Genomic DNA, 21,415 nt, shown 5'->3' on the forward strand with positions numbered 1-21,415 from the left:
GACTCCTGGGGTCAGTTGAGCGGTCCGCCGGCGACGTACAGGACCTGGCCGGAGACGAATCCGGCCGCCTCGCCCGTGAAGAAGGCGATGGCGTTGGCGATGTCCTCCGGCCTGCCGACGCGCTGCACCGGGATCTGCGTGGCGGCGGCCGCCTGGAAGTCCTCGAAGCCCATGCCGACCCGCTCGGCGGTGGCGGCGGTCATGTCGGTGGCGATGAAGCCGGGGGCGACGGCGTTGGCGGTGACGCCGAACTTGCCGAGCTCGATGGCAAGGGTCTTGGTGAAGCCCTGGAGACCGGCCTTGGCGGCCGAGTAGTTGACCTGGCCGCGGTTGCCGAGCGCCGAGCTGGAGGAGAGGTTGACGATCCGGCCGAACTTGGCGTCGACCATGTGCTTCTGACAGGCCCGCGACATCAGGAACGCGCCCCGCAGATGCACGTTCATGACCGTGTCCCAGTCGGTGTCGCTCATCTTGAACAGCAGGTTGTCGCGGAGCACACCCGCGTTGTTGACCAGCACGGTGGGCGCACCGAGCTCGCTCGCGACACGCTCGACGGCCGCCTCCACCTGGGCCGCGTCCGAGACGTCGCAGCCGACGGCGATGGCCTTGCCGCCCGCCGCGGTGATCTTCTCGACGGTCTCCTTGCAGGCCGCCTCGTCGAGGTCGAGTACGGCGACGGCACGGCCCTCGGCCGCCAGGCGTACGGCGGTGGCCGCGCCGATGCCGCGGGCCGCGCCCGTCACGATGGCGACGCGCTGCTCGGTGGTGGACATGCGGGTTCTCCTCACCTCGAAACCTCGAAAGCGGCTCGCCGCACCGGCCGAACAGGTGAGCAACCGCTTAGTAGGGCTGACGCTAGAAGCCCGGCCACCCGCTGTCAACGCCCCGCCGCCGCGCCGTAACCCACCTCACCTGATACCGCCGCAACCGCCTCCCCCGAACACAAGGGCGCCGGGCCCGTCCCACGGACAGGCCCGGCGTCCCTCACGGCATTCCTGCGGCTCAGCGCACCTTCGGCGCACACCCTGGCACCATCCGGCGCGCCCTCAGCGCACCAACAGCTCCAGCAGCCGTTTCGCCTCCGCGGCGGGGTCGGTGGTGAGCCCCGTGTGGACCGGGCCCGGCTGGACGATCGTGCTGCGCGGGGCGATCAGCCACCGGAAGCGCCGCCCCGCATCGTCCTCGGCCGCCTGGCCGGCCTGCGCACCGCCGTGGCAGATGCCCTCGACGGCCGCCAGCGCGGCCCGTACGCCCTCGACGTCGCACGAGGGATCCAGGGCGCGCAGCCGGGCCTCGTCCAGATACGTACACGCCTCGACGAAGCGCCGGGCGCGGCAGTACACGATCACCCCGGCGTTGATCATCTCGCCCCGCTCGACCCGCGGGACGACCTTCAGCAGGGCGTACTCGAAGACATCGCGCCCGTTGTGCAGACCGTTCACTTCACAGCCCTCCGCGGCAGCTTGCCGGCCAGCCATTCCGGTGCCTGCGAGGGGGCGTCCTTGCTGCGGTCCCCGATGGTGATCTGGTCGCTGATGACCTCGGCACGGGCCAGCAGCGTCCGGACGTAGGCCCGGCGCACCTCGTCCGGCGAGTCGAATCCGGGCTCGTCGGTCAGCCACTCGTCCGGGACCTCGGCCGTGATCTCGGTCAGCAGATCCTCGGTGATACGGGGCGCGAACTCGGCAGCGGCCGAGGCCAGGTCCGGGGCGAAGGTGGCCAGCACATGGTCGGAGGCGTTGAACGGCTTGATGGCGGCCTTCTCCGCGCCGGGCCAGTTGTGGTGCCAGATCATGGTGGCGCCGTGGTCGATCAGCCACAGTTCGCCGTGCCAGACCAGCATGTTGGGGTTGCGCCAGGACCGGTCCACGTTGTTGATCAGCGCGTCGAACCACACCACACGGCCCGCCTCGCGCGCGCCCACCTCGAAGGCGAGCGGATCGAAGCCGAGCGATCCGGGGAGGTAGTCCATGCCGAGGTTCAGTCCGCCGCTGGCCTTGAGGAGTTCCTGCACCTCCTGGTCGGGCTCGCTCAGACCGATGACGGGGTCGAGCTGCATCTGGACCAGATCCGGCACCCGCAGACCGAGCCGACGCCCCAGCAGCCCGCAGATGATCTCGGCCACCAGGGTCTTACGGCCCTGACCTGCACCGGTGAACTTCATGATGTACGTACCGAGATCGTCGGCCTCGACAATCCCCGGGAGCGATCCGCCCTCACGCAAGGGCGTGACATAGCGGGTCGCTGTGACTTCTGTCAGCATTTTCCCAGGCTATCTGACCCAGCGGCCTGAGAATCCATAATTAGATCCGGATTCGCACAAGCCGGGGAATCCGCCGCGAACAACCCTGGGGAGAATCCGGGGAGTTCCTACCGGCACGGTGGACTCCTGTTCCTCCCGAGCAGTCCGTCAATGGCGGTGCGCCCCATTGCTTCCGGCCTCCGGCACGAAGTGAGCATAGTAACCGAGCGTGACAGTCGGCGAGGAGCGCCCGAGCCACCGCGCCAGAGTCACCGCGGACTCTCCCGCCTCCAGCATCATCGAGGCGTAGGTGGGCCGCAGCACATGGAATTGAGGCTGTTCCAACCTGGTGGGATGGCTCATGAGTTGGATGGCTCAGCGATACGACGAAGCTCCTGGCAGACGGCGTCATGACCAAGTTCCACCGTGCTGCCAGGAGCCTCGTGTGCTTGAGCCCTTTTCCACCTCAGGTTGAGGCACCGACCGCCGTCAGCCCCCCCCAACATGGCCGTGCGCGAACCGGCCCGCAGTCACACACCGGCAACCCGTCAACACCCCTCGCGTGAGCTGCGCGAACGTTAACTACCCGGCCATGGCCATGGCCCCGGAGTCCGTGCACCGGATCCAGGCTTGTGTCCGAACATCGCTTCCCCGAGGGGGACTTCGGTCCCGCTCAGCGGAAGCCCGGCTTCCGTCATTCAAGGCACCATCGCGCGATGCGGGTCCCCCTTCCCCTCCGGTACCCCATGTGCCAGGACCAACTTGAGCAGGAGCACGACAGGGAGCCAGTTCAGACCGTCCGGGCCGGGCGGGAGCGGAGAGACCATCGCGCCGGCCACGACGGTGGCCAGGGCGATCGGCCGTTGCAGCCGTTCGGGCGCGGCCTCGACGGCGATGGCGCCGGCGAGGGCCCAGCCGTACCAGAGCGTCCCCCACCACCAACTGCCGCCCGGGAAGAGGAGGCCGGCGAGGACCGGCTGGATGTGGAGTCCGGTGAATCCCACCGGGTGGTGGACGAAGCGGATGAGCTTCGGGGTGTCCGCGGGCAGCGGTGAGTGGTAGAAGCTCTTCGCGGTGTCGAGCCCGTTGGCCACCACTCCCCCGACCAGGTCCCACACCAGCGAAATGGCGAGCAGCCACTGCCACCAGGCCCAGCCCGCATGGCGGTTGGCCACGGCCAGGGCGAGCGTGCCGAGCGCTGCCGTCCCGTGGGCCAGGAGCTTCTCCGTAGGTGTGGCACCGGCGCCGAAGAGCCAGTCGCGCCGTTGGGCTTCCATCGTTCCTCCGCGGTCCGACGCTTCGGGGATCACACGCACGCGGAGTCGCCGGACGGCGCCCGCTCCCCGGCCGGGGCTTCGTCGTTGCGCGCGCCCGGGAGGACATGGCGGACGCTGAGGACGGTGGCCAGGGCGATGACACCGCCGACCACGGGCACCGCCCCCTCTCCGGCCGCCGAGAGCGCGAGCCCGCCCACCGCACCGCCGATCGCGACCCCCAGGAACTGGGCGGAGAAGTGCAGGCCCAGGGCCTGGGACCGCTGCTGCGGCGCAAGTCCCGCGAGCCGCGTCTGCTGGCTGATGCCGCCCGACCACCAGGCTGCGCCGACGGCGAACAGCAGCGGGAAGGAGACGACCCTGGACACGGCGGGCACGTGCACATACGTCATGAGGGTCAGAACTGCGAGGAGCAGGGTGATCAGGAGCAGCGCGGTGCGCAGCACGGTCGCGAGCGGATGCCTGGCGAGCACCCGGCCGATCAGCCGCCCCGCGAGGAATCCGCCCGCACCGAAGACGATCATCAGAGCGGCCACGCCGTCACTGCCGAGGCCGGTCGCCCTGTGCACCACGGGCGAGAGGTACGTGTACACGGTGTACGCGGCCAGAAAGAGCCCGAGTGTGGTCAACAGGCCCCACCTGATGGGGGTTTGGCGAAGAAGGTTGAGCCGTCCAGCGGTGGAGGCCGTGGAGGTGGGGACCTCGGGGAGCCAGACCCATACGGCGACCGCCGTGATCAGTGCGAGAGCGGTGACGAAGCCGAACGCGGCCCGCCAGCCGAAGGCGGCGCCGACGATGGTGCCGATCGGCGCGCCCAGGGTGAGGGCGATCGCGTTTCCGCCGGCCGTCACGGCGATCGCCCGGGGCAGCTCCTCGGGCGGGCACAGGGCGGCGGCCGCCGCGGCCGCCGGGGCGGCGAACAGCGCGGCACCCAGCGCGGCCAGGACCCGCGCTCCGGCCAGGGCCACGACGTCGGGCGAGGCCGCGGCTGCCAGATTGGCCGCGGCGAACCCCAACGCGGCCCAGATGAGCAGCCGTTTGGGCCGCACGTTGCGGAACAGCCCGATCAGCGGCGGCCCGGCCAGGGCGTACACAACCGCGAAGACCGTGACCATCTGCCCGCACACGGAGACCGTCGAATGCAGGTCGTGCGCGACGTCCGGCAGCACACCGGCGATCACATACCCTTCGGTTCCTACTGTGAATGTACCGAGGGCTAAAAGGTAGATTCGTGGGTTCATGCGTCCAACGGTACAACCGTTCTTGAACCTTTGGACATAACTCAAGGCGATTCCAATGGGGCGCGCCCAAAAGGCTGTTGGGTGAGTGGGTGGGACTGAACTGCGCGTGCGGCCACGGTCCGCGCACTGCCGCGCCGGTCGCGGGCCCATGACAGCGAAGGCGATGGACATGGTTACCTTGAAGTCCCCCCGCCCGCCGCGCACGCTTCGACACACCTCCGACAGCATCCGCGCCCGTCACCACACGACCTCGCCAGGAGGTCGAAGAAGGCCGACCACCATGCGAGACACCTTCCACGCCGAGCTGGCCAACGTCAGCCTTGCCGACGCGATGCACGGTCTGAGCGATCCGCTCAGACTCCGGATCGTCGGGCTGCTCGCCCACCAGGGCGAGACCGAATGCTCCGACATCTACAACGCCCTGGGCATCAGCAAGTCGAACGCCTCGCATCACTTCCGCGTGCTGCGCGAGTGCGGGATCCTCCTGCGCACCCACCAAGGCCAGCAGCAGAGCGCCCGGTTGCGCGCCGACGAGTTCGAAGCCCGCTTCCCCGGCCTGCTGCGCGCGGTCCTGGACAACGTCGACCCGGCTTGACCCACCCTCGTGAGGGGGCGCAGGTCGGTACACTCCACGGCCGGGTAGTTAACGTTCCCGCAGGTCAGGCAGCACCAACCGGATCACCGACATCGTGAAGGCCATCGTCGCCCTTCACCATGCCTCAACCTGAGGTGGAAAAGGGCTCAGGCCAGAGTCCCGCATACTCGCATCTCCCCAGGTCGGGGCGGCTGGGTAGACGACTTCATGACGTACGTACCGAGATCGTCGGCCTCGACGATCCCCGGGAGCGATCCGCCCTCACGCAAGGGCGTGGCATAGCGGGTCGCTGTGACTTCGTCAGCATTTCGCCAGGCTACCGGCCGTCTCGGGTGCGACATCCAAGGTTTTTCCGGCTCCCGGCGGCCCGACTCCCGCTCCCTCCGGCCTCGGGCATGACGTGCGCGGAGTCAAGCTGCCGCAATACCTCGAAGGGGTGACCCGAACCGTTCGAGTACCCGCAGGCGCGCACAGGTCAACGGCCGCACGACCCGAATCAGCAATCCGAACGTATGTCCAGTATTTGCCCCTGAAGTACCCGTTACGGGGACCTGTTCGGGGCCGTTCCTAGAGCACCTGTACTCATCGGTGCCGCTCCTGGAGGAACCATGCATCCCTTACCCCTCCCCGTGATCGCCCTTGCCGTTTTCGAACATCGGCAGCCGGACCGCCATGTGTCCACCGGCTCCTCAGGGCGCATTGTTGACGCTGCCGCTCGCGGTACCGGCCACTCATCACGCATGGATACGAGGTGGGCGGCATGAGCGAGTCCACCGAGGCCGGCAGCAGCGGCGGCGGTGCCGTACCGGCACCGCGGTCCGCCCCGCTGCCCCTGCCCCCGGCCGCCGTGCCCGCCGGCCCGCAGGACGGCGACCTGACGGAGGAGCTGGAGGAGGCGTACTGGTCCCTCTACGACGGAGCCGCCGCGAAGGCAACGGTGCGTCAGGTCCTGGCGCGGCTGCCGCAGATCATGCGGCAGATCGGCCGGCTGGCCTGGCGGGCCGACCGCGCCGCCACCATCGCCGTGATCGTCCTCCAGCTCGCCTCGGCGGCGACGACCGCCTTCGGGCTGATGGCGTCCGTCGCGGTCCTGCGCGAACTGTTCGCCCAGGGCCCCACCCCCGACCGGGTCCGCACGGCCGTGCCCCAGATCCTGACCGTGGTCGCGTTCCTTGCCGCCCGTGCCCTGCTCGAGGCGGGAGTCGCGGCCGCCCAGGCCCGGGTCACACCCCGGATCCGCACCGCGCTGGAGTGTGAGCTTTTGGCGTTGACGGCGCATGTGCGGCTGACGGTCGTCGACGATCCCGACTGGCACGACGAGGCATACCGGGCCAACGACAGGGGGTTGTTCTACGCCCGGCAGATCGTCGGCCAGGTCGTCGACCTGGCCTCGGCCACGCTCGGGCTGATCGGCACCGCCAGTGTGCTCAGCGTCCTCCACCCGGCGCTGCTGCCGCTGCTGCTGTTGTCCGTCATCCCGGTCGGAGCCGCCGCTGCCCGCAGCGCTCGGGCTCGCTTCCATTCCTACCGGCGGTGGAACGCCCTTCAGCGTCGGGTCCGGGTGTTCTCGTGGCTGCTGCTGGAGCCGGACGCCGCCGCCGAGCTCCGCTCGGACACCGCCCAGCCCGCCCTCCTGGACGAACACCGCAGGCTGATCACCAGGATCGCCGACGAGGACACGCGGCTGGGCATGCAGTCCGCCGCGGTCGCTCTGGCCGGGCGGGCCGTCGGGGGCATCGGTATCGGCATCACGTACACCGCCCTGGGTGCCATGCTGATCGCGGGGTGGCTTCCCCTGGCGGCCGGCGCGGGCGCGGCCCTCGCCGTCCAGACCAGCCAGACCGCGCTGAAACGCCTCGTTGACGTCGCGCACCTCGTCTACGAACACGCGATGTGGGTCGACGACCTCCTCGCCTTCCAGCAGCGCTGCCGCCAACTCCAGCCCCGCACCAGCGAGATGACCGCCCCCGCCACCGTGCAGACGATCGCGCTGCACGACGTGTCCTTCACCTACCCGGGCAAGGACACCCCGGCCCTGGACGGCGTTTCCCTCACGCTCACCGCAGGCGAGACGGTGGCGTTCGTCGGACTCAACGGCTCGGGCAAGTCCACCTGCGCCAAAGTCCTCGCCGGCCTGTACGACGCGCAGCAGGGAAGCGTGTGCTGGGACGGGGTGAACGTGCTGGACATGGACGCCCAGTCCCTGCACCAACGGGTCGCCTGCGTGCTACAGGACCCGCTCCGCTTCCCGTTCAGTGCCCTGTCGAACCTCACGGTCTCCACGGGCACCCTCACCGACGCGGACCCGCAGCGGGCCCTGGACGCCGCGCGGGCCTCCTGCGCCGAGGAGGTCATCGCCGGCCTGCCGCGCCAGTGGGAGACGCTGCTGTCCAAGAGGTTCCGCGGCGGCCAGCAGCTGTCGGCCGGCCAGTGGGCGAAGATCGCGGTCGCCCGCGGCCTGTACAAGAACGCGCCGGTGCTGCTGCTGGACGAGCCCACCGCGAGCATGGACCCGCCCTCCGAACACGGCATCTACGAGGCGGTCCTGCGAGGCAAGCTCCGCAAGGACCAGATCACCGTGCTGATCTCGCACCGGCTGGCCAGCGTCGTCGAATGTGACCGGATCTACGTCTTCGACGGCGGCCGCATCGCCGAGTCCGGCTCCCACCGCGAACTCATGGCCCAAGGCGGCGAATACGCCGCGATGTTCCGTCTTCAGGCGTCCGGCTATCAGCCCACGCCCGAAAGCGATGCGGAGGGGGCCCACCGGTGAACGGGACCGCGGCCGCAGCGCTACGCCGCGCGCATCAGCAGATGGCCTCGTCGGCGTAAAGGACGGCCACGTCATCGTAGGCGCCAGCTGTAGTAGTCAGATATGAGGAAGGCTCAGACACGAAGGCCGACCTCAGACCATCGACCGGTGGCCGCCCCCCCGGGGCAGGGTGGCCGATGTTCCCCTCCGCCTCGGAGAAAGATCACTGAACGCGGTCGGAGACCGGATAGGGGACGAAGGTGCTGCTGTTCTCGTCGATGGCGAGCGGGCGGCCCAGCGGCGGCACGGCGCGCTGGGGGCAGTCGAGGCGTTCGCAGATGCGGCAGCCCATGCCGATGGGGGTGGCGGCGGAGGCGTTGTCGAGGTCGAGGCCGTCGGAATAGACGAGCCGGGAGGCGTGCCGGATCTCGCAGCCGAGGCCGATGGCGAAGGTCTTTCCGGGTTCGCCCCAGCCGCCCCGGTGACGGGTGACCGCGCGGGCGGTCCACAGATAGCGCTGCCCGTCGGGCATCGCCGCGATCTGGACATGGATACGGCTGGGGGCGGCGAACGCCTCGTAGACGTTCCACAGGGGGCAGGTGCCGCCGGCCCGGGAGAAGTGGAAGCCGGTGGCGGACTGGCGTTTGGACATGTTGCCGGCGCGGTCCACGCGTACGAAGGAGAACGGGACGCCGCGCAGTCTGGGGCGCTGGAGGGTGCTGAGGCGGTGGCAGACGGTTTCGTAGCCGAGTCCGAAGTGGTCGGTGAGGAGCTCGATGTCGTACCGGACGTTCTCGGCGGCCGTGTGGAAGGCGCGGTACGGCAGGATCAGCGCGGCCGCGTAGTAGTTGGCGATGCCGATGCGTGTGAGGGCGTGCGTGTCCGACCCGGTGGGGAAGTCCTCGGCGGCCAGCCGGTCCAGTTCGTCGCCGTACTCGAACAGGGCGAGCTGCGTGGCCATGCGGAACGCCTGCTGGCCCGGCCGGAGCCGGCTGGAGAGGTGCAGGGTGCGCGACGTCTCGTCGTAGTGGTGGAGGCGTTGGGCGGCCTTGGTCGTGACGCGGACGCCGTGTGTCTCGGCGAGTCTGCCGGAGAGGACGCTGACGACGTCGCCCGGTCGGATGCCGATGCGGTGAGCCAGGTCCTCGGCTGCGAGATCGGCGTCGTGCAGGTAGTTCTGGCGGCGGTAGAAGAACTCCCGGATCTCCTCGTGCGGTGAGCGGGGAGCGACGGGTTCGCCGTCCCGGTCGTCGGCCGTCCCGGCGATCCGTTCGGCGAGGACCTGGCCGCGTCGGCCCAGATCGAGCAGCACCCTGGCGACGGCCGGCATCCGGGAGGCGAGTTCCGCGAGATCCGACGGTGAGACGCGGGCCTCGGCGACCTCGCCCGCCAGCGCCTCGCGCAGGTCGGCCACGAGTCGGCCGGTGTCGCGTTCCGAGAAGAAGCCGGGGTCGACACCGAAGGCTTCGGTGAGCCTGAGCAGCACGGGCACGGTGAGCGGGCGGGAGTCGTGCTCCATCTGATTGAGGTAGCTGGGCGAGATGCCCAGCACCCGGGCCAACTCGGCCTGGCTCATCCGCCGTTCCTCGCGCAGACGCCGCAGCCGCGCTCCCGCATACGTTTTGCTCACCGCGCTCCTTCCCCGTCGGGTCACCTGTCGGTCCGGCCGTGGGCGCAGCCGTCGACGCGGGGTCCAGCGTACGCGGCATTCCTTCTCTGCGACCCTTCGCAATCTTGGCAGTTGGAGCGGAGAAGATTCGCAGAACTTGGCATGAGTCCACGATTGATGGCACTCGGTGCCGATGTCAGAGTTCCCGTGCGGCCCGCCGGACCCTGGCGGCCGAGGCGGATCACCGGGCGCGATTCACCGCCCTGACGTCGGAGAGCCCGGCATTTTCGGCTCGGCTGCCAGACCGCATTGCTCAGCTCCGCCCTCGATGGGACGGCGGGCCGCATCCCAGTGACGACACACAGTGCCATTTATCTTCGGAGCCGGTGCACGGCCGAGGAGACATTGGCAGATCACGCGACTCTTGGAGACGGTGAAGGTCATGGCAGAGGCGAAGACGACTGCGGCCGACCAGCTTGCGCAGCGGTGGGCCACCGATCCCCGCTGGCAGGGGATCGAGCGCACCTACAGCGCCGAGGAGGTGGTCCGGCTGTCGGGCAGTGTGCGTGAGGAGCACACCCTGGCCCGGCGCGGCGCCGAGCGGCTGTGGCGGCAACTGCACGAGCAGGACTACGTCCATGCGCTCGGTGCGCTGACGGGTGGTCAGGCGGTCCAGCAGGTCAGGGCCGGTCTCCAGGCCGTCTACCTGTCCGGATGGCAGGTGGCCGCCGACGCCAACCAGGCCGGCCACACCTACCCCGACCAGAGCCTGTACCCCGCCAACTCCGTTCCCCAGGTGGTGCGCCGGATCAACAACGCGCTGCTGCGCGCCGACCAGATCGCCACCGCGGAGGGCGGCACGGACACGACGGACTGGCTGGCGCCGATCGTCGCCGATGCCGAGGCCGGGTTCGGCGGTCCGCTCAACGCCTTCGAGCTGACCAAGGCGATGATCGCGGCCGGTGCGGCCGGCATCCACTACGAGGACCAGCTCGCCTCGGAGAAGAAGTGCGGCCACCTCGGCGGCAAGGTCCTCGTCCCCACCGGGCAGCACATCCGCACGCTCAACGCCGCCCGCCTCGCCGCCGACATCGCCGATGTGCCGACGGTGATCGTGGCCCGTACCGACGCGCTCGCGGCGAACCTGCTGACCAGCGACATCGACGAGCGCGACGCCGAGTTCGTCACGGGCGAGCGGACCGCCGAGGGCTTCTACCGGGTGCAGAACGGCATGGCTCCGGTGATCGCCCGTGGTCTGGCCTATGCCCCGTACGCCGACCTGATCTGGGTCGAGACGGGTACGCCGGACCTGGCACAGGCCCGGGAGTTCGCCGAGGCCATCCACGCGCAGTACCCGGACCAGATGCTGGCCTACAACTGCTCGCCGTCCTTCAACTGGAAGGCGGCGCTGGACGACGACCAGATCGCCAAGTTCCAGCGGGAGCTGGCCGCGATGGGCTACCGCTTCCAGTTCATCACCCTGGCCGGTTTCCACTCCCTCAACCACGGCATGTTCGACCTCGCCCGCGGCTACGCCGAGTCCGGTATGACCGCCTATGTCGACCTCCAGGAGAAGGAGTTCGCCGCCCAGCAGCACGGCTTCACCGCCGTCAGGCACCAGCGCGAGGTCGGCACCGGCTACTTCGACCAGGTCTCCACCGCCCTCAACCCGGCCTCCTCGACCACCGCGCTGGCCGGCTCCACCGAGGAAGAGCAGTTCCACTAGGACGCTTCGGCGCCCGCGTATCGCGTCGGCCCGTGATCGAGCGGGGCCGGACGACCGTCTCCGTCCGGCCCCCGCTCCTCCCCTCGTCAGGAGACCCGCATGTCCATCAGCGCACTGACGCACCGCGTCCAGGTCCTCGCGGCACCAGGGCACCGCCATGAGGAGATCCTCACGCCGGAGGCCCTGGACTTCGTCGGCCACCTCGCCGCCGCCTTCGCGGAGCGCCGCCAGGAGCTCTTGAAGGAGCGCACGCGGCAGGCGGCGCGGCTCGCCTCCGGATCCCCGCTCGACTTCCCCCTCGCCACGACCGCCGTCCGCGCGGACCCGTCCTGGCGCGTCGCCCCGCCGGCGCCCGGACTGACCGACCGCCGGGTGGAGATCACCGGCCCTCCGGAACGCCGTACGGCCGTCAACGCCCTCAACTCGGGGGCGAGGGTCTGGATGGCCGACTTCGCGGACGCCACGGCCCCCACCTGGGACAACATCGTCGACGGCCAGCTCACCCTGCTCGACGCCATCGAGCGCCGTATCGACTTCACCACCCCGGAGGGGAAGGCGTACCGCCTGGGCGACCAGGTCGCCACCCTTGTCGTCCGCCCCCGCGGCTGGCATCTCCTCGAAGAGCACCTGGAGTTCGACGGCCGGCCCGTGCCCGCCTCGCTCGTCGATTTCGGCCTGTACTTCTTCCACTGCGCGCAGCGCCGGATCGACGCCGGAAGCGGCCCGTACTTCTCCCTGCCCAAGCTGGAGAACCGGTATGAGGCACGGCTGTGGAACGACGTCTTCGTCCTCGCCCAGGAACTCCTCGGCATCCCCCGCGGCACCGTCCGTGCCACCGTCCTCATCGAGACGATCACCGCGGCCGTACAGATGGAGGAGATCCTCTACGAGCTGCGCGAGCACAGTTCCGGGCTCAACGCGGGCCGTTGGGACTACCTGTTCAGCCTGATCAAGACGTTCGGGCACCGCACCGACTTCCTGCTGCCGGACCGGGCGAAGGTCACGATGACGGCTCCGTTCATGCGGGCGTACACCGAACTGCTGGTGCGTACCTGCCACAAGCGGGGCGCCCACGCGATCGGGGGCATGGCCGCCCAGGTGCCCAGCAGGGACGCGGAGGCCAACGAGGCCGCTCTGGCCACCGTCCGGCTGGACAAGGAGCGCGAGACGGAGGACGGCTTCGACGGCTCCTGGGTCGCACACCCCGGCCTCGTGCCCGTCTGCCGCGCGGTCTTCGACGACGTCCTCGGTGACCGGCCGCACCAGATCGAGCGGACCCGTGACGATGTCGAGGTGACCGCGGCGGACCTGCTGTCCGTGCGCCGTACCAGCGGCCCGCCCACACGGGAGGGCGTGCGCACCGACATCGCCGTCGCCCTGCGCTACTTCGACGCCTGGCTGCGGGGCAGCGGGGCGGTCGCCCTGTACGGCCTGATGGAGGACGCGGCCACCGCCGAGATCGCCCGGGTGCAGATCTGGCAGTGGCTGCGGCACCGCGCCGTCGACCGGGAAACCGTGCGGCGGCTGCTCGACGAGGAGACCGCCGCGCTGGGGGCCGAGTACCCCTGGGCCCGGGTCGAAGAGGTCCGCGCGCTCTTCGAACGGACGGCCATGGCAACGGAGTTGCCGCCGTTCTTCACCCCCGATGCCTATTCCCGGCACCTCGTCCGGCACCCGGAGGCACGCTCATGAGCCGGCAGATCCGCCGGGTCGGCGTGGTGGGCGGCGGCCAGATGGGGGCCGGCATCGCCGAGGTGTGCGCCCGCGCCGGGCTCGACACCGTCGTGTGCGAGGCGGACGCGGTCGCCGCCCGTGCCGCCCGCGAACGGGTGGCCGTCTCCCTGGAACGCGCCGTCCAGCGGGGGAAGCTGGACCGGATCCCGGCGGAGGACGCGCTCACCCGGATGGTCTTCACCGGCAGCCTCGGCGACCTCGCCGACCGGCAGCTGGTCGTCGAGGCCGTCGTCGAGAACGCCGAGGCGAAGACGGAGGTCTTCACCGCACTGGACAAGATCGTCGAGGACCCGGAAGCGATCCTGGCCACCAACACGTCGGCCATTCCCGTCATGCGCCTGGGCATGGCCACCCGGCGCGCCGACCACGTCCTGGGGCTGCACTTCTTCAATCCGGTCCCGGTGCTGCCGCTCGTCGAGGTCGTCACGTCGCTGCACACCGCACCGCATGTCACCACGACAGCCGAGGAGTTCGTCACCACGGCGCTGGGCAAGACCGTGGTCCGCTCCCAGGACCGCGCCGGCTTCGTCGTCAACGCGCTGCTCATTCCCTACCTCCTGTCGGCGGTCCGCATGGCCGAATCCGGCTTCGCCTCCGCGGCCGACGTGGACGCCGGGATGGAGCTGGGCTGCGCGCACCCGATGGGCCCGCTCAAGCTCGCCGACCTGATCGGCCTCGACACGGTCGCCTCCATCGCCGCATCGCTCTACGACGAGTTCAAGGAACCCCTGTACGCGCCCCCTCCCCTGCTGCTGCGGATGGTCGAGGCGGGGCTGCTCGGCCGCAAGACGGGCCGTGGGTTCCACACCTACGACCGGGGCTGAGGGGCCCGGGTCAGGCCGGGGTTGAGGGGCCCCGGCCGCTGTGGGACGAGGTGCGGGGCGACAGGAACGGCCGCCCCGCACCTCGTCCGGCCGTCGTGCAGCCTCCGGTTCCGGCGGTCCTGCATCGTCCGGTTTCCGGCTGTCCTGCATCCCGCGGTCCCGGCGGTCGTGCATCCCGCGGGCGTGTCTCATGTCACCGTCCGCGATGCGATCAAGGCTGTGCGGCCCGCGGATTGTCCCTCTAGGGTGACGGGTGCAGCTGGTTCGCCCTGTCCGCCAGGCAGGAGCGTCGTAAGAGGGAACCCGGTGGGAATCCGGGACTGCCCCGCAGCGGTGAGTGGGAACGACCGCCGTCTTACGCACTGGGCCCGGACGGGTCTGGGAAGCGACGGCCAGTAGGTGTCTCGTACGCGTACGAGACGGGCCCGCGAGTCCGAAGACCTGCCCGTTGCCCGCACGCGACCGATCGTGTGCGGCCATCCCGGTGACCTCGTGGGCGGGTCGGCGTACATATCGAGCGGCACCCGCGCGGACATCGCGTCGTGGTCCGCCCGGTCGTTCGTTCCTTCGCGCTCTCGTCCCGTCTCCGGGATACCGACGAGACATCTTCGCGAAGGAGAGTTCCGTGACAGCGAAGTCCGCAGCCGCGGCAGCACGGGCCACCGTGTACGGCTACCCCCGCCAGGGACAGCACCGTGAACTGAAGAAGGCCGTCGAGGGGTACTGGAAGGGCCGCGTCGGCGCCGACGCCCTCCGGCAGACCGCACGGGACCTTCGCCGGTCACACTGGCAGCAGCTGGCCGACGCCGGCATCCACGAAGTGCCGTCCGGTGATTTCTCGTACTACGACCACGTCCTGGACACCAGCGTCATGGTCGGCGCCGTCCCCGAACGGCACCGCGCCGCGGTCCGCACCGACGCCCTGGACGGCTACTTCGCGATGGCGCGGGGCAACCAGGAGGTCGCCCCGCTGGAGATGACCAAGTGGTTCGACACCAACTACCACTACCTGGTTCCCGAACTCGGCCCGGACACCGTCTTCACCGCCGACTCCACCAAGCAGGTCGCGGAGCTGACGGAGGCCCTCGCCCTCGGGCACGCCGCCCGCCCGGTCCTGGTCGGGCCGGTCACCTATCTGCTGCTGGCCAAGCCCGCTCCGGGGGTGGCCGCGGACTTCGAGCCGCTGACCCTGCTGGACCGGCTCCTTCCGGTGTACGCCGAGGTCCTCGCCGATCTGCGGGCAGCGGGCGCCGAGTGGGTGCAGCTCGACGAGCCCGCGCTGGTCCAGGACCGCACACCGGCCGAGCTGAATGCCTCCTCCCGCGCCTACCGCGAACTCGGCGGTGCCGCCGACCGGCCGAAGCTCCTGGTGGCCACCTACTTCGGCCGTCTCGGCGAAGCGCTGCCCGTCCTGGCCAAGGCGCCGGTGGAGGGTCTGGCCATCGACTTCACCGAGTCGGGCGCCGCCAACCTCCAGGACCTCGCCGCGGCCGGCGGACTGCCCGGAAAGCGCCTGGTCGCGGGCGTCGTCAACGGCCGCAACATCTGGATCAACGGCTACGCGAAGTCGCTGTCCACTCTGGGCACCCTCCTCGGTCTCGCCGACCGCGTCGACGTCTCGGCCTCCTGCTCCCTGCTGCACGTCCCGCTGGACGCCACCGCCGAAAGCGATATCGACCCGCAGATCGCCCGATGGCTCGCCTTCGCCCGCCAGAAGACGCAGGAGATCGCGGTCCTGGCGCGCGGCCTGGCACGGGGCACCGAAGCCATCGCCGGTGAACTCGCCGCGAACCGCGCCGACCTCGGCTCCCGGGCCGGGTCGGCACTGACCCACGACCCCGCGGTGCGGGCCCGCACCGCGGCCGTCACCGAAGCCGACGGGCGCCGCTCGCAGCCGTATGCCGAACGGACCGCCGCCCAGCGCGCGCACCTCGGGCTGCCGCTGCTGCCCACCACGACGATCGGTTCGTTCCCGCAGACCACCGAGCTGCGGGCCGCACGGGCCGATCTGCGCGCCGGACGGATCGACACGGCCGGTTACGAGGACCGGATCAAGGACGAGATCCGCGAGGTCCTCGCCTTCCAGGAGAAGGCCGGGATCGATGTGCTGGTGCACGGCGAGCCCGAACGCAACGACATGGTCCAGTACTTCGCCGAACAGCTCACCGGCTACCTCGCCACCCAGCACGGCTGGGTACAGTCCTACGGCACCCGTTACGTCCGCCCGCCGGTGCTCGCCGGGGACATCTCGCGCCCCGAGCCGATGACGGTCCGCTGGACCACCTACGCGCAGTCGCTCACCGAACGGCCGGTCAAGGGCATGCTCACCGGCCCGGTCACCATGCTCGCCTGGTCCTTCGTCCGCGACGACCAGCCGCTGGGCGACACCGCCCGCCAGGTGGCGCTCGCCCTGCGCGACGAGGTCGACGACCTGGAGGCGGCCGGGACTTCGGTCATCCAGGTCGACGAGCCCGCGCTGCGCGAGACGCTGCCGCTGCGCGCCGCCGACCACGCCGCCTACCTGGGCTGGGCGACCGAGGCGTTCCGCCTCACCACCGGCGGCGTACGGCCGGAGACCCAGATCCACACCCACATGTGCTACGCGGAATTCGGTGACATCGTCCAGGCGATCGACGACCTCGACGCCGACGTCATCAGCCTGGAGGCCGCCCGCTCCCATATGCAGGTCGCCCGCGAACTGGCCTGGCACGGCTACCCCCGTGAAGCCGGACCCGGCGTCTACGACATCCACTCCCCGCGGGTCCCCGGCGCCGAGGAGGCGGCGGCCCTTCTGCGCAAGGGACTTGAGGCCATCCCGGCCGAGCGGCTGTGGGTCAATCCCGACTGCGGCCTGAAGACCCGCGGCTGGCCCGAGACCCGGGCCTCCCTGGAGAACCTGGTCACGGCCGCCCGCGAGATCCGCAACGAGCTGGCCGCCGAAGGGTCCTGACCCGCTCCCTTGCTGCTACCCCCTCCCCTGGCGGTGCACGACGCCTGGGGAGGGGGGACCGGTCCCGTCACCGTCACCGTCACCGTCACCGTCAAAGGATCTCGCTCCCTTTCGCGTCGCGTTCTTTTGTGCCTATACACCCTTGGAGCCTTTGGCTCCTCCAGGACAGTGCGACGGAAGGACGACGCCTTGGACGGCACCTCGGACCACGCGGCTCCGGATCCGGCCGGATTCCCGCGGCAGTTCGCGCGTACCCGCCGGTTCTCGCTCGGTGTGCCCCGCCAGTTCACCGTCTCCCCCGATGGCCGGCGGGTGCTCTTCGTGCGTACCGGGTCGGGCCGGGACCCCGTAGGCAGGCTGTGGCAGTACGGGGACGGCGCGGAGCGGCTGTTGGCGGACCCGGCGGTCCTGGTGGGGGCCGGGGCGGAGACGGTGCCGGAGGAGGAGCGGCTGCGCCGGGAGCGGGCGCGTGAGCGTTCCGTGGGGGTGGTGGCGTATGCCGCCGACGGAGCGGCCCGTCTGGTGGCCTTCGCGCTGTCCGGGGCGCTGTGGGCGGTGTGTACGGACGGCGGCGCGCCGTTCCCCGTGGCGGCGGCCGGCCCGGTGGTCGATCCGCGTCCGTCCCCCGACGGCCGGTACATCGCCTACGTGAGCGCCCGGTCGTTGCACGTGGTCGGCCTCGACGGCACCGACCGCCAACTGGCCCGCAGCGAAGGGCCGGAGATCACCTACGGGCTGGCCGAGTACACGGCCGCCGAATCCATCGGCCGGTCGCGCGGCTACTGGTGGGCGCCGGACAGCAGCCGCCTCCTGGTGGCGCGGGTCGACACCTCCCCCGTGCAACGCCGTTACCTCAGCGACCCGGCCGACCCCGCCAAGCCGCCGCGGGCCATCCGTTATCCGGCGGCGGGCACCGCCAATGCCGAGGTCACCGTGCAGCTGGTCGCGCTGGACGGGCGGCGGGTGGAGGTGGCATGGGACCGGGCGGCGTATGAATACCTCGTCGCCGCGGGCTGGGACGCGCACGGTCCGTTCCTCGCCGTACAGAGCCGTGACCAGCGCACCGTACGGACCCTCGCGGTCGACCCGGCGACCGGCGCCACCGAGGTGCTGCACGAGCGGACCGATCCCGCCTGGGTCGAGCTGGTGCCCGGCACGCCCGCGCGGACCGCCTCCGGGGCACTCGTGCTGCCCGAGGACACGCCCGACACCCGCTGTCTGACCGTCGGCGGCCACCGGGTGACGGGCGACGGCCTGCAACTGCGCGAGGTCCTCGGCACCGAGGGCGAGCGGGTGCTGTTCACGGCGAGCGAGGACCCCACCGAGACCCATGTGTGGTGCTACGAGCCCGGCCCCGGCGCACACCGGCTGAGCCGGCAGCCGGGCCGCTACGGGGGCGCGGGGCGGGGCGGCACGGTCGTGCTGGCCGGGGTCACGGCACGGGGCGCCGAGGTGACGGTCGTCCGGGGCGGGGCCGGTGCGTACGCGCCCGTAGGGGGCCTCGTCTCACGCGCCGAGCAACCGGTGGTCGCCCCGCGGCCGCGGCTTCTCACGCTCGGCGAACGGGAGCTGCGCGGCGCCCTGTACCTCCCGTCCTGGCACCGGGAGGGCACCGGGAAGCTGCCGGTGCTGCTCGATCCGTACGGCGGGCCGGGGATGCAGCTCGTGGGACGGGACCGCGGCTGGCCGGCGTGCGTGTCCCAGTGGTTCGCGGAACAGGGGTTCGCGGTCCTGGTGGTGGACGGGCGCGGCACACCGGGGCGGGGGCCCGCCTGGGAGAAGGCCGTGCACGGTGACCAGCTCGGGCCCGTCCTCCAGGACCAGGTGGACGCGCTGCGCGCCACCGGGGAACGGTGCGCCGCCCTGGATCTGGGGCGGGTGGCGATCCGCGGCTGGTCGTTCGGCGGCTTCCTGGCGGCCGCCGCCGTACTGCACCGGCCCGATGTCTTCCACGCGGCGGTGGCCGGCGCCCCGCCCACCGACCAGCGGCTGTACGACACCCACTGGAAGGAACGGTTCCTGGGCCACCCTGACGCGCACCCGGAGCACTACGCGCGCTCTTCTCTGGCCGGCCACGGCCACCGGCTGCGCCGCCCGCTGCTGCTTGTCCACGGGCTCGCCGACGACAACGTGGCGGCCGCGCACACCCTGCGGTTCTCGGCGGAGCTGCTCGCGGCGGGGCGGCCGCACACCGTACTGCCGCTGCCCGGGGCGACCCACTCCCCGGCCGATGACACGGTCAACGAGAACCTGCTCAGGTTCCAGCGGGACTTCCTGCTGGATGCCCTGGGGACGGCCGGCGGGTGAACGGGAGGGGAAGGGGTGAACGGGAGAGGCGGCGCCTCCGTATGGCATGAGGAACCCCCCGACGGCATGGGGATCCCCATACCGAACGCACCAGGAACCGGAGGCACACCATGGCTCGACGGGAAGCGACGGAGCGGGCAGCACAGCGGACGGCTGCGCGGCGCAGCGGCCCGGGGCGGACGGCTCCGGAAGATGCCCTGAGGGAACGGTCCCCGGCAGAACCGGCCGCACCGGTGGCGGCAGCGGAACCGACGGCCCCGGGGCCCGCGGCCGGGACCACGCGGCGGGCCGTCGTCGTGGCGGCCGGCGCGGTCGGGATGACCGCGGCCCTGGCGGCGTGCGGCGGGGGCTCGTCCGAGGCCGGGGCCGTCCTGGGGAAGACCTCCGAGATCCCCAAGGGCGGCGGCAAGATCTTCAAGGCCGAGAAGGTGGTCGTGACCCAGCCGGAGGGCGGTCAGTTCAAGGCGTTCTCCGCGGTCTGCCAGCACGCCGGCTGTCTCGTCGGCGAGATCTCCGACGGCACCATCAACTGCCTGTGCCACGGCAGCAAGTACGACATCAAGGACGGCAGCGTGAAGAAGGGCCCCGCCACCAAGGCGCTGCCGCCGGCCCAGGTGACCGTCAAAGACGGGTCGGTCACCCTTCGCTGACCGGACGTCAACCGGAGGTGGCGCCGCGCCCCGCCCGGCTCAGCGGGCGCGGCGCGGCCGTTTCCAGCAGCCCAGGAGGTCGTCGGTGGTGGCGATGGTGGCCACCAGGGCGAGCGTGTTACGGACCATCGCAGGGGTGTATTCGGCGGGTACCCCTGCGATGGCGTCCGCGGGGACGACGACCGTATAGCCGCGGTTGACCGCGTCGAAGACGGTGTTGGGGATCGCTACGTTCGCCGACACCCCGGTGACCACCAGGGTCCGGCACCCGACGTTGCGCAGCAGGGCGTCGACATCGGTGCCGGCCATCGGGGACAGGCCGTGCAGCCTGCGGACCACCAGGTCGTCATCGGAGACGGGGATCGGGTCGGCGACGCGTACCGCGGTGGAGCCGGTGATCTGCTGGACGGGCAGCCGCTCGGCCGCCCGGAAGAGGCGGGCGTTGCGGTTGGCGCCGCGTCCGTCGGGGCGGCGTTCGGCGATCGCGTGCATGACCTGGACCCCGGCCTCATGAGCGGCCGCCACCAGGCGGGCGATATTCGCCAGCGCCCCCGATCCACGGGCCACGTCGGCAAGTTCGGGCAGCGCGCTGTCCGTGCCGACCACACCACGCTGGCACTCGACGGTGAGCAGCACGGTGGTGGCCGGGTCCAGTTGCCCGGCGAGTTGCGCGTACGGCGGCATGAAGGGCCCTCTCGTGTGGCGGAGCGCGAGGGTAGCCGCCATTGCGTCCGCGAGGAAGAGGCCCCATGATTTCTGACGCATCGTCAGCACCCTGCTGTCCGCACTTGGTCATCAGCACTTCGTCATCAGCAGTCGTCGGCAGCACTTCGTCATCACCACTTCGTCATCAGGGCTTCATCGTCAAGGCTTCTCGCGGCACCACACACCCAACGGCAACGGAGGGGATCACCCATGGCGGACACTCAGCGGCGCGGGCGCCGGATCATGATGGCGCCGGACGAGCTGGACGCGTTCCTGGCGGCGCAGCGGACCTGCCGCGTCGCGACGGTCGGCGGTGACGGGGCGCCGCACGTCGGGGCGCTGTGGTTCGCCTGGGACGGTACGGCGCTGTGGCTGTACTCGATCACCCGCAGCAAGCGGTGGGCGCAGCTGCGCAAGGACCCGCGGATCGCGGTGGTCGTCGACGACGGGGACGCGTACGGGGAGCTGCGCGGGGTCGAGCTGACGGGCGAGGCGGTGCGCGTCGGGGAGGCGCCCCGTACGGGTGAGCGGTGTCCCGAACTGGACGGTCCGGAGCGGCTGTTCGCGGCCAAGTACTTCGGGATGGAGGCCATGCCGCACGACGGCCGGCATGCGTGGCTGCGGCTGACGCCGAGGTCCGTCGTCTCCTGGGATTTCCGCAAGATGGCGGGCTGAATCGCGCCGGCGGCGGCCGGGCCGGGCGCTCGCGAAGGGGGCAGCAGGGCGAGATCGCGCGGTCACGGACCGCATTGTCAGTGGTCTCTGCGAGAGTGGTGTGGTCAGCCCGTCCGGCGCCGTCGCAGGCG

16 protein-coding genes and 1 riboswitch are annotated in these 21,415 nt (G+C 71.0%); of the genes, 9 read left to right on the top strand and 7 right to left on the bottom strand.

The genetic code is table 11. The features are described from left to right. Window positions 1-11 precede the first annotated feature (11 nt). The 5 genes from fabG to SNA_RS23385 form a co-directional block, all read right to left on the bottom strand. Window positions 12-773 (bottom strand): 3-oxoacyl-ACP reductase FabG, encoded by a 762-nt coding sequence (fabG, locus tag SNA_RS23360; RefSeq protein WP_030067359.1) that lies wholly within the window; start codon window positions 771-773, stop codon window positions 12-14. 273 nt (window positions 774-1,046) lie between these two features. Then, window positions 1,047-1,442 carry a DUF3037 domain-containing protein gene (locus SNA_RS23365; RefSeq protein ID WP_030067360.1) on the bottom strand — a complete coding sequence of 132 codons (396 nt, stop codon included), beginning with the start codon at window positions 1,440-1,442 and terminating at the stop codon, window positions 1,047-1,049. After that, the gene (locus SNA_RS23370; protein ID WP_030067361.1) at window positions 1,439-2,263 is read right to left on the bottom strand and encodes a HipA family kinase; all 825 of its coding nucleotides are present in this window, start codon (window positions 2,261-2,263) and stop codon (window positions 1,439-1,441) included. Before SNA_RS23370 ends, SNA_RS23365 begins: the two co-directional genes overlap by 4 nt. 677 nt (window positions 2,264-2,940) lie before the next feature. After that, window positions 2,941-3,519: a hypothetical protein gene (locus SNA_RS23380; protein ID WP_051877357.1), complete on the bottom strand. Its 579-nt coding sequence runs from the start codon at window positions 3,517-3,519 to the stop codon at window positions 2,941-2,943. 29 nt (window positions 3,520-3,548) lie between these two features. After that, window positions 3,549-4,985: an MFS transporter gene (locus tag SNA_RS23385; RefSeq protein ID WP_078970113.1), complete on the bottom strand. Its 1,437-nt coding sequence runs from the start codon at window positions 4,983-4,985 to the stop codon at window positions 3,549-3,551. A 52-nt stretch (window positions 4,986-5,037) separates the two neighbouring features. Here SNA_RS23385 and SNA_RS23390 point away from each other — a divergent pair, with 52 nt between their 5' ends. Next, the gene (locus tag SNA_RS23390) at window positions 5,038-5,352 is read left to right on the top strand and encodes an ArsR/SmtB family transcription factor (protein WP_030067365.1); all 315 of its coding nucleotides are present in this window, start codon (window positions 5,038-5,040) and stop codon (window positions 5,350-5,352) included. A gap of 760 nt (window positions 5,353-6,112) precedes the next feature. After that, a complete protein-coding gene (locus SNA_RS23395; RefSeq protein WP_030067366.1) occupies window positions 6,113-8,125 on the top strand; it encodes an ABC transporter ATP-binding protein in 2,013 nt (670 codons plus the stop codon). 202 nt (window positions 8,126-8,327) lie between these two features. On the opposite strand, the gene SNA_RS23400 is transcribed toward SNA_RS23395, so the two are convergent. Beyond that, window positions 8,328-9,734 (bottom strand): short-chain fatty acyl-CoA regulator family protein, encoded by a 1,407-nt coding sequence (locus SNA_RS23400; protein ID WP_030067367.1) that lies wholly within the window; start codon window positions 9,732-9,734, stop codon window positions 8,328-8,330. Between the two features lie 421 nt (window positions 9,735-10,155). On the opposite strand from SNA_RS23400, the gene aceA reads away from it, so the two are divergent. The 6 genes from aceA to SNA_RS44225 all read left to right on the top strand — a co-directional run bounded on the left by aceA (window position 10,156) and on the right by SNA_RS44225 (window position 19,904). After that, a complete protein-coding gene (gene aceA, locus SNA_RS23405; RefSeq protein WP_030067368.1) occupies window positions 10,156-11,439 on the top strand; it encodes an isocitrate lyase in 1,284 nt (427 codons plus the stop codon). A gap of 99 nt (window positions 11,440-11,538) precedes the next feature. Beyond that, window positions 11,539-13,131 (top strand): malate synthase A, encoded by a 1,593-nt coding sequence (aceB, locus tag SNA_RS23410; protein ID WP_030067369.1) that lies wholly within the window; start codon window positions 11,539-11,541, stop codon window positions 13,129-13,131. Beyond that, window positions 13,128-13,997: a 3-hydroxybutyryl-CoA dehydrogenase gene (locus SNA_RS23415; RefSeq protein ID WP_030067370.1), complete on the top strand. Its 870-nt coding sequence runs from the start codon at window positions 13,128-13,130 to the stop codon at window positions 13,995-13,997. The genes aceB and SNA_RS23415 overlap by 4 nt, the downstream gene beginning before the upstream one ends. Before the next feature lie 243 nt (window positions 13,998-14,240). Further along, window positions 14,241-14,460, top strand: a riboswitch (cobalamin riboswitch). Between the two features lie 162 nt (window positions 14,461-14,622). Next, a complete protein-coding gene (gene metE, locus SNA_RS23420) occupies window positions 14,623-16,947 on the top strand; it encodes a 5-methyltetrahydropteroyltriglutamate--homocysteine S-methyltransferase (protein WP_030067371.1) in 2,325 nt (774 codons plus the stop codon). 189 nt (window positions 16,948-17,136) lie between these two features. Beyond that, a complete protein-coding gene (locus SNA_RS23425) occupies window positions 17,137-19,254 on the top strand; it encodes a prolyl oligopeptidase family serine peptidase (protein ID WP_044366514.1) in 2,118 nt (705 codons plus the stop codon). 233 nt (window positions 19,255-19,487) lie between these two features. Beyond that, complete coding sequence (locus tag SNA_RS44225) at window positions 19,488-19,904, top strand: Rieske (2Fe-2S) protein (protein ID WP_030067376.1); 417 nt, start codon at window positions 19,488-19,490, stop codon at window positions 19,902-19,904. Window positions 19,905-19,943: 39 nt separating this feature from the next. Here the strand turns inward: SNA_RS44225 and SNA_RS23435 are convergent, their stop codons facing one another. Further along, a complete protein-coding gene (locus SNA_RS23435; RefSeq protein WP_030067377.1) occupies window positions 19,944-20,588 on the bottom strand; it encodes a cysteine hydrolase family protein in 645 nt (214 codons plus the stop codon). A 231-nt stretch (window positions 20,589-20,819) separates the two neighbouring features. On the opposite strand from SNA_RS23435, the gene SNA_RS23440 reads away from it, so the two are divergent. After that, entirely contained in the window at window positions 20,820-21,284 is a 465-nt protein-coding gene (locus SNA_RS23440; RefSeq protein ID WP_030067378.1) for a pyridoxamine 5'-phosphate oxidase family protein, read from the top strand. Window positions 21,285-21,415: the final 131 nt, after the last annotated feature.

The sequence above is a fragment of the Streptomyces natalensis ATCC 27448 genome, from assembly GCF_000935125.1.
GTDB classification, from domain to species: domain Bacteria; phylum Actinomycetota; class Actinomycetes; order Streptomycetales; family Streptomycetaceae; genus Streptomyces; species Streptomyces natalensis.

Excerpts from the sequence above, each read along its gene's own strand:
- fabG (WP_030067359.1), bottom strand. The coding sequence starts at position 773 with ATGTCCACCACCGAGCAGCGCGTCGCCATCGTGACGGGCGCGGCCCGC.
- SNA_RS23370 (WP_030067361.1), bottom strand. The coding sequence starts at position 2,263 with ATGCTGACAGAAGTCACAGCGACCCGCTATGTCACGCCCTTGCGTGAG.
- SNA_RS23380 (WP_051877357.1), bottom strand. The coding sequence starts at position 3,519 with ATGGAAGCCCAACGGCGCGACTGGCTCTTCGGCGCCGGTGCCACACCT.
- SNA_RS23385 (WP_078970113.1), bottom strand. The coding sequence starts at position 4,985 with ATGCTGTCGGAGGTGTGTCGAAGCGTGCGCGGCGGGCGGGGGGACTTC.
- SNA_RS23390 (WP_030067365.1), top strand. The coding sequence starts at position 5,038 with ATGCGAGACACCTTCCACGCCGAGCTGGCCAACGTCAGCCTTGCCGAC.
- SNA_RS23395 (WP_030067366.1), top strand. The coding sequence starts at position 6,113 with ATGAGCGAGTCCACCGAGGCCGGCAGCAGCGGCGGCGGTGCCGTACCG.
- aceA (WP_030067368.1), top strand. The coding sequence starts at position 10,156 with ATGGCAGAGGCGAAGACGACTGCGGCCGACCAGCTTGCGCAGCGGTGG.
- aceB (WP_030067369.1), top strand. The coding sequence starts at position 11,539 with ATGTCCATCAGCGCACTGACGCACCGCGTCCAGGTCCTCGCGGCACCA.
- SNA_RS23415 (WP_030067370.1), top strand. The coding sequence starts at position 13,128 with ATGAGCCGGCAGATCCGCCGGGTCGGCGTGGTGGGCGGCGGCCAGATG.
- SNA_RS23435 (WP_030067377.1), bottom strand. The coding sequence starts at position 20,588 with ATGCCGCCGTACGCGCAACTCGCCGGGCAACTGGACCCGGCCACCACC.
- SNA_RS23440 (WP_030067378.1), top strand. The coding sequence starts at position 20,820 with ATGGCGGACACTCAGCGGCGCGGGCGCCGGATCATGATGGCGCCGGAC.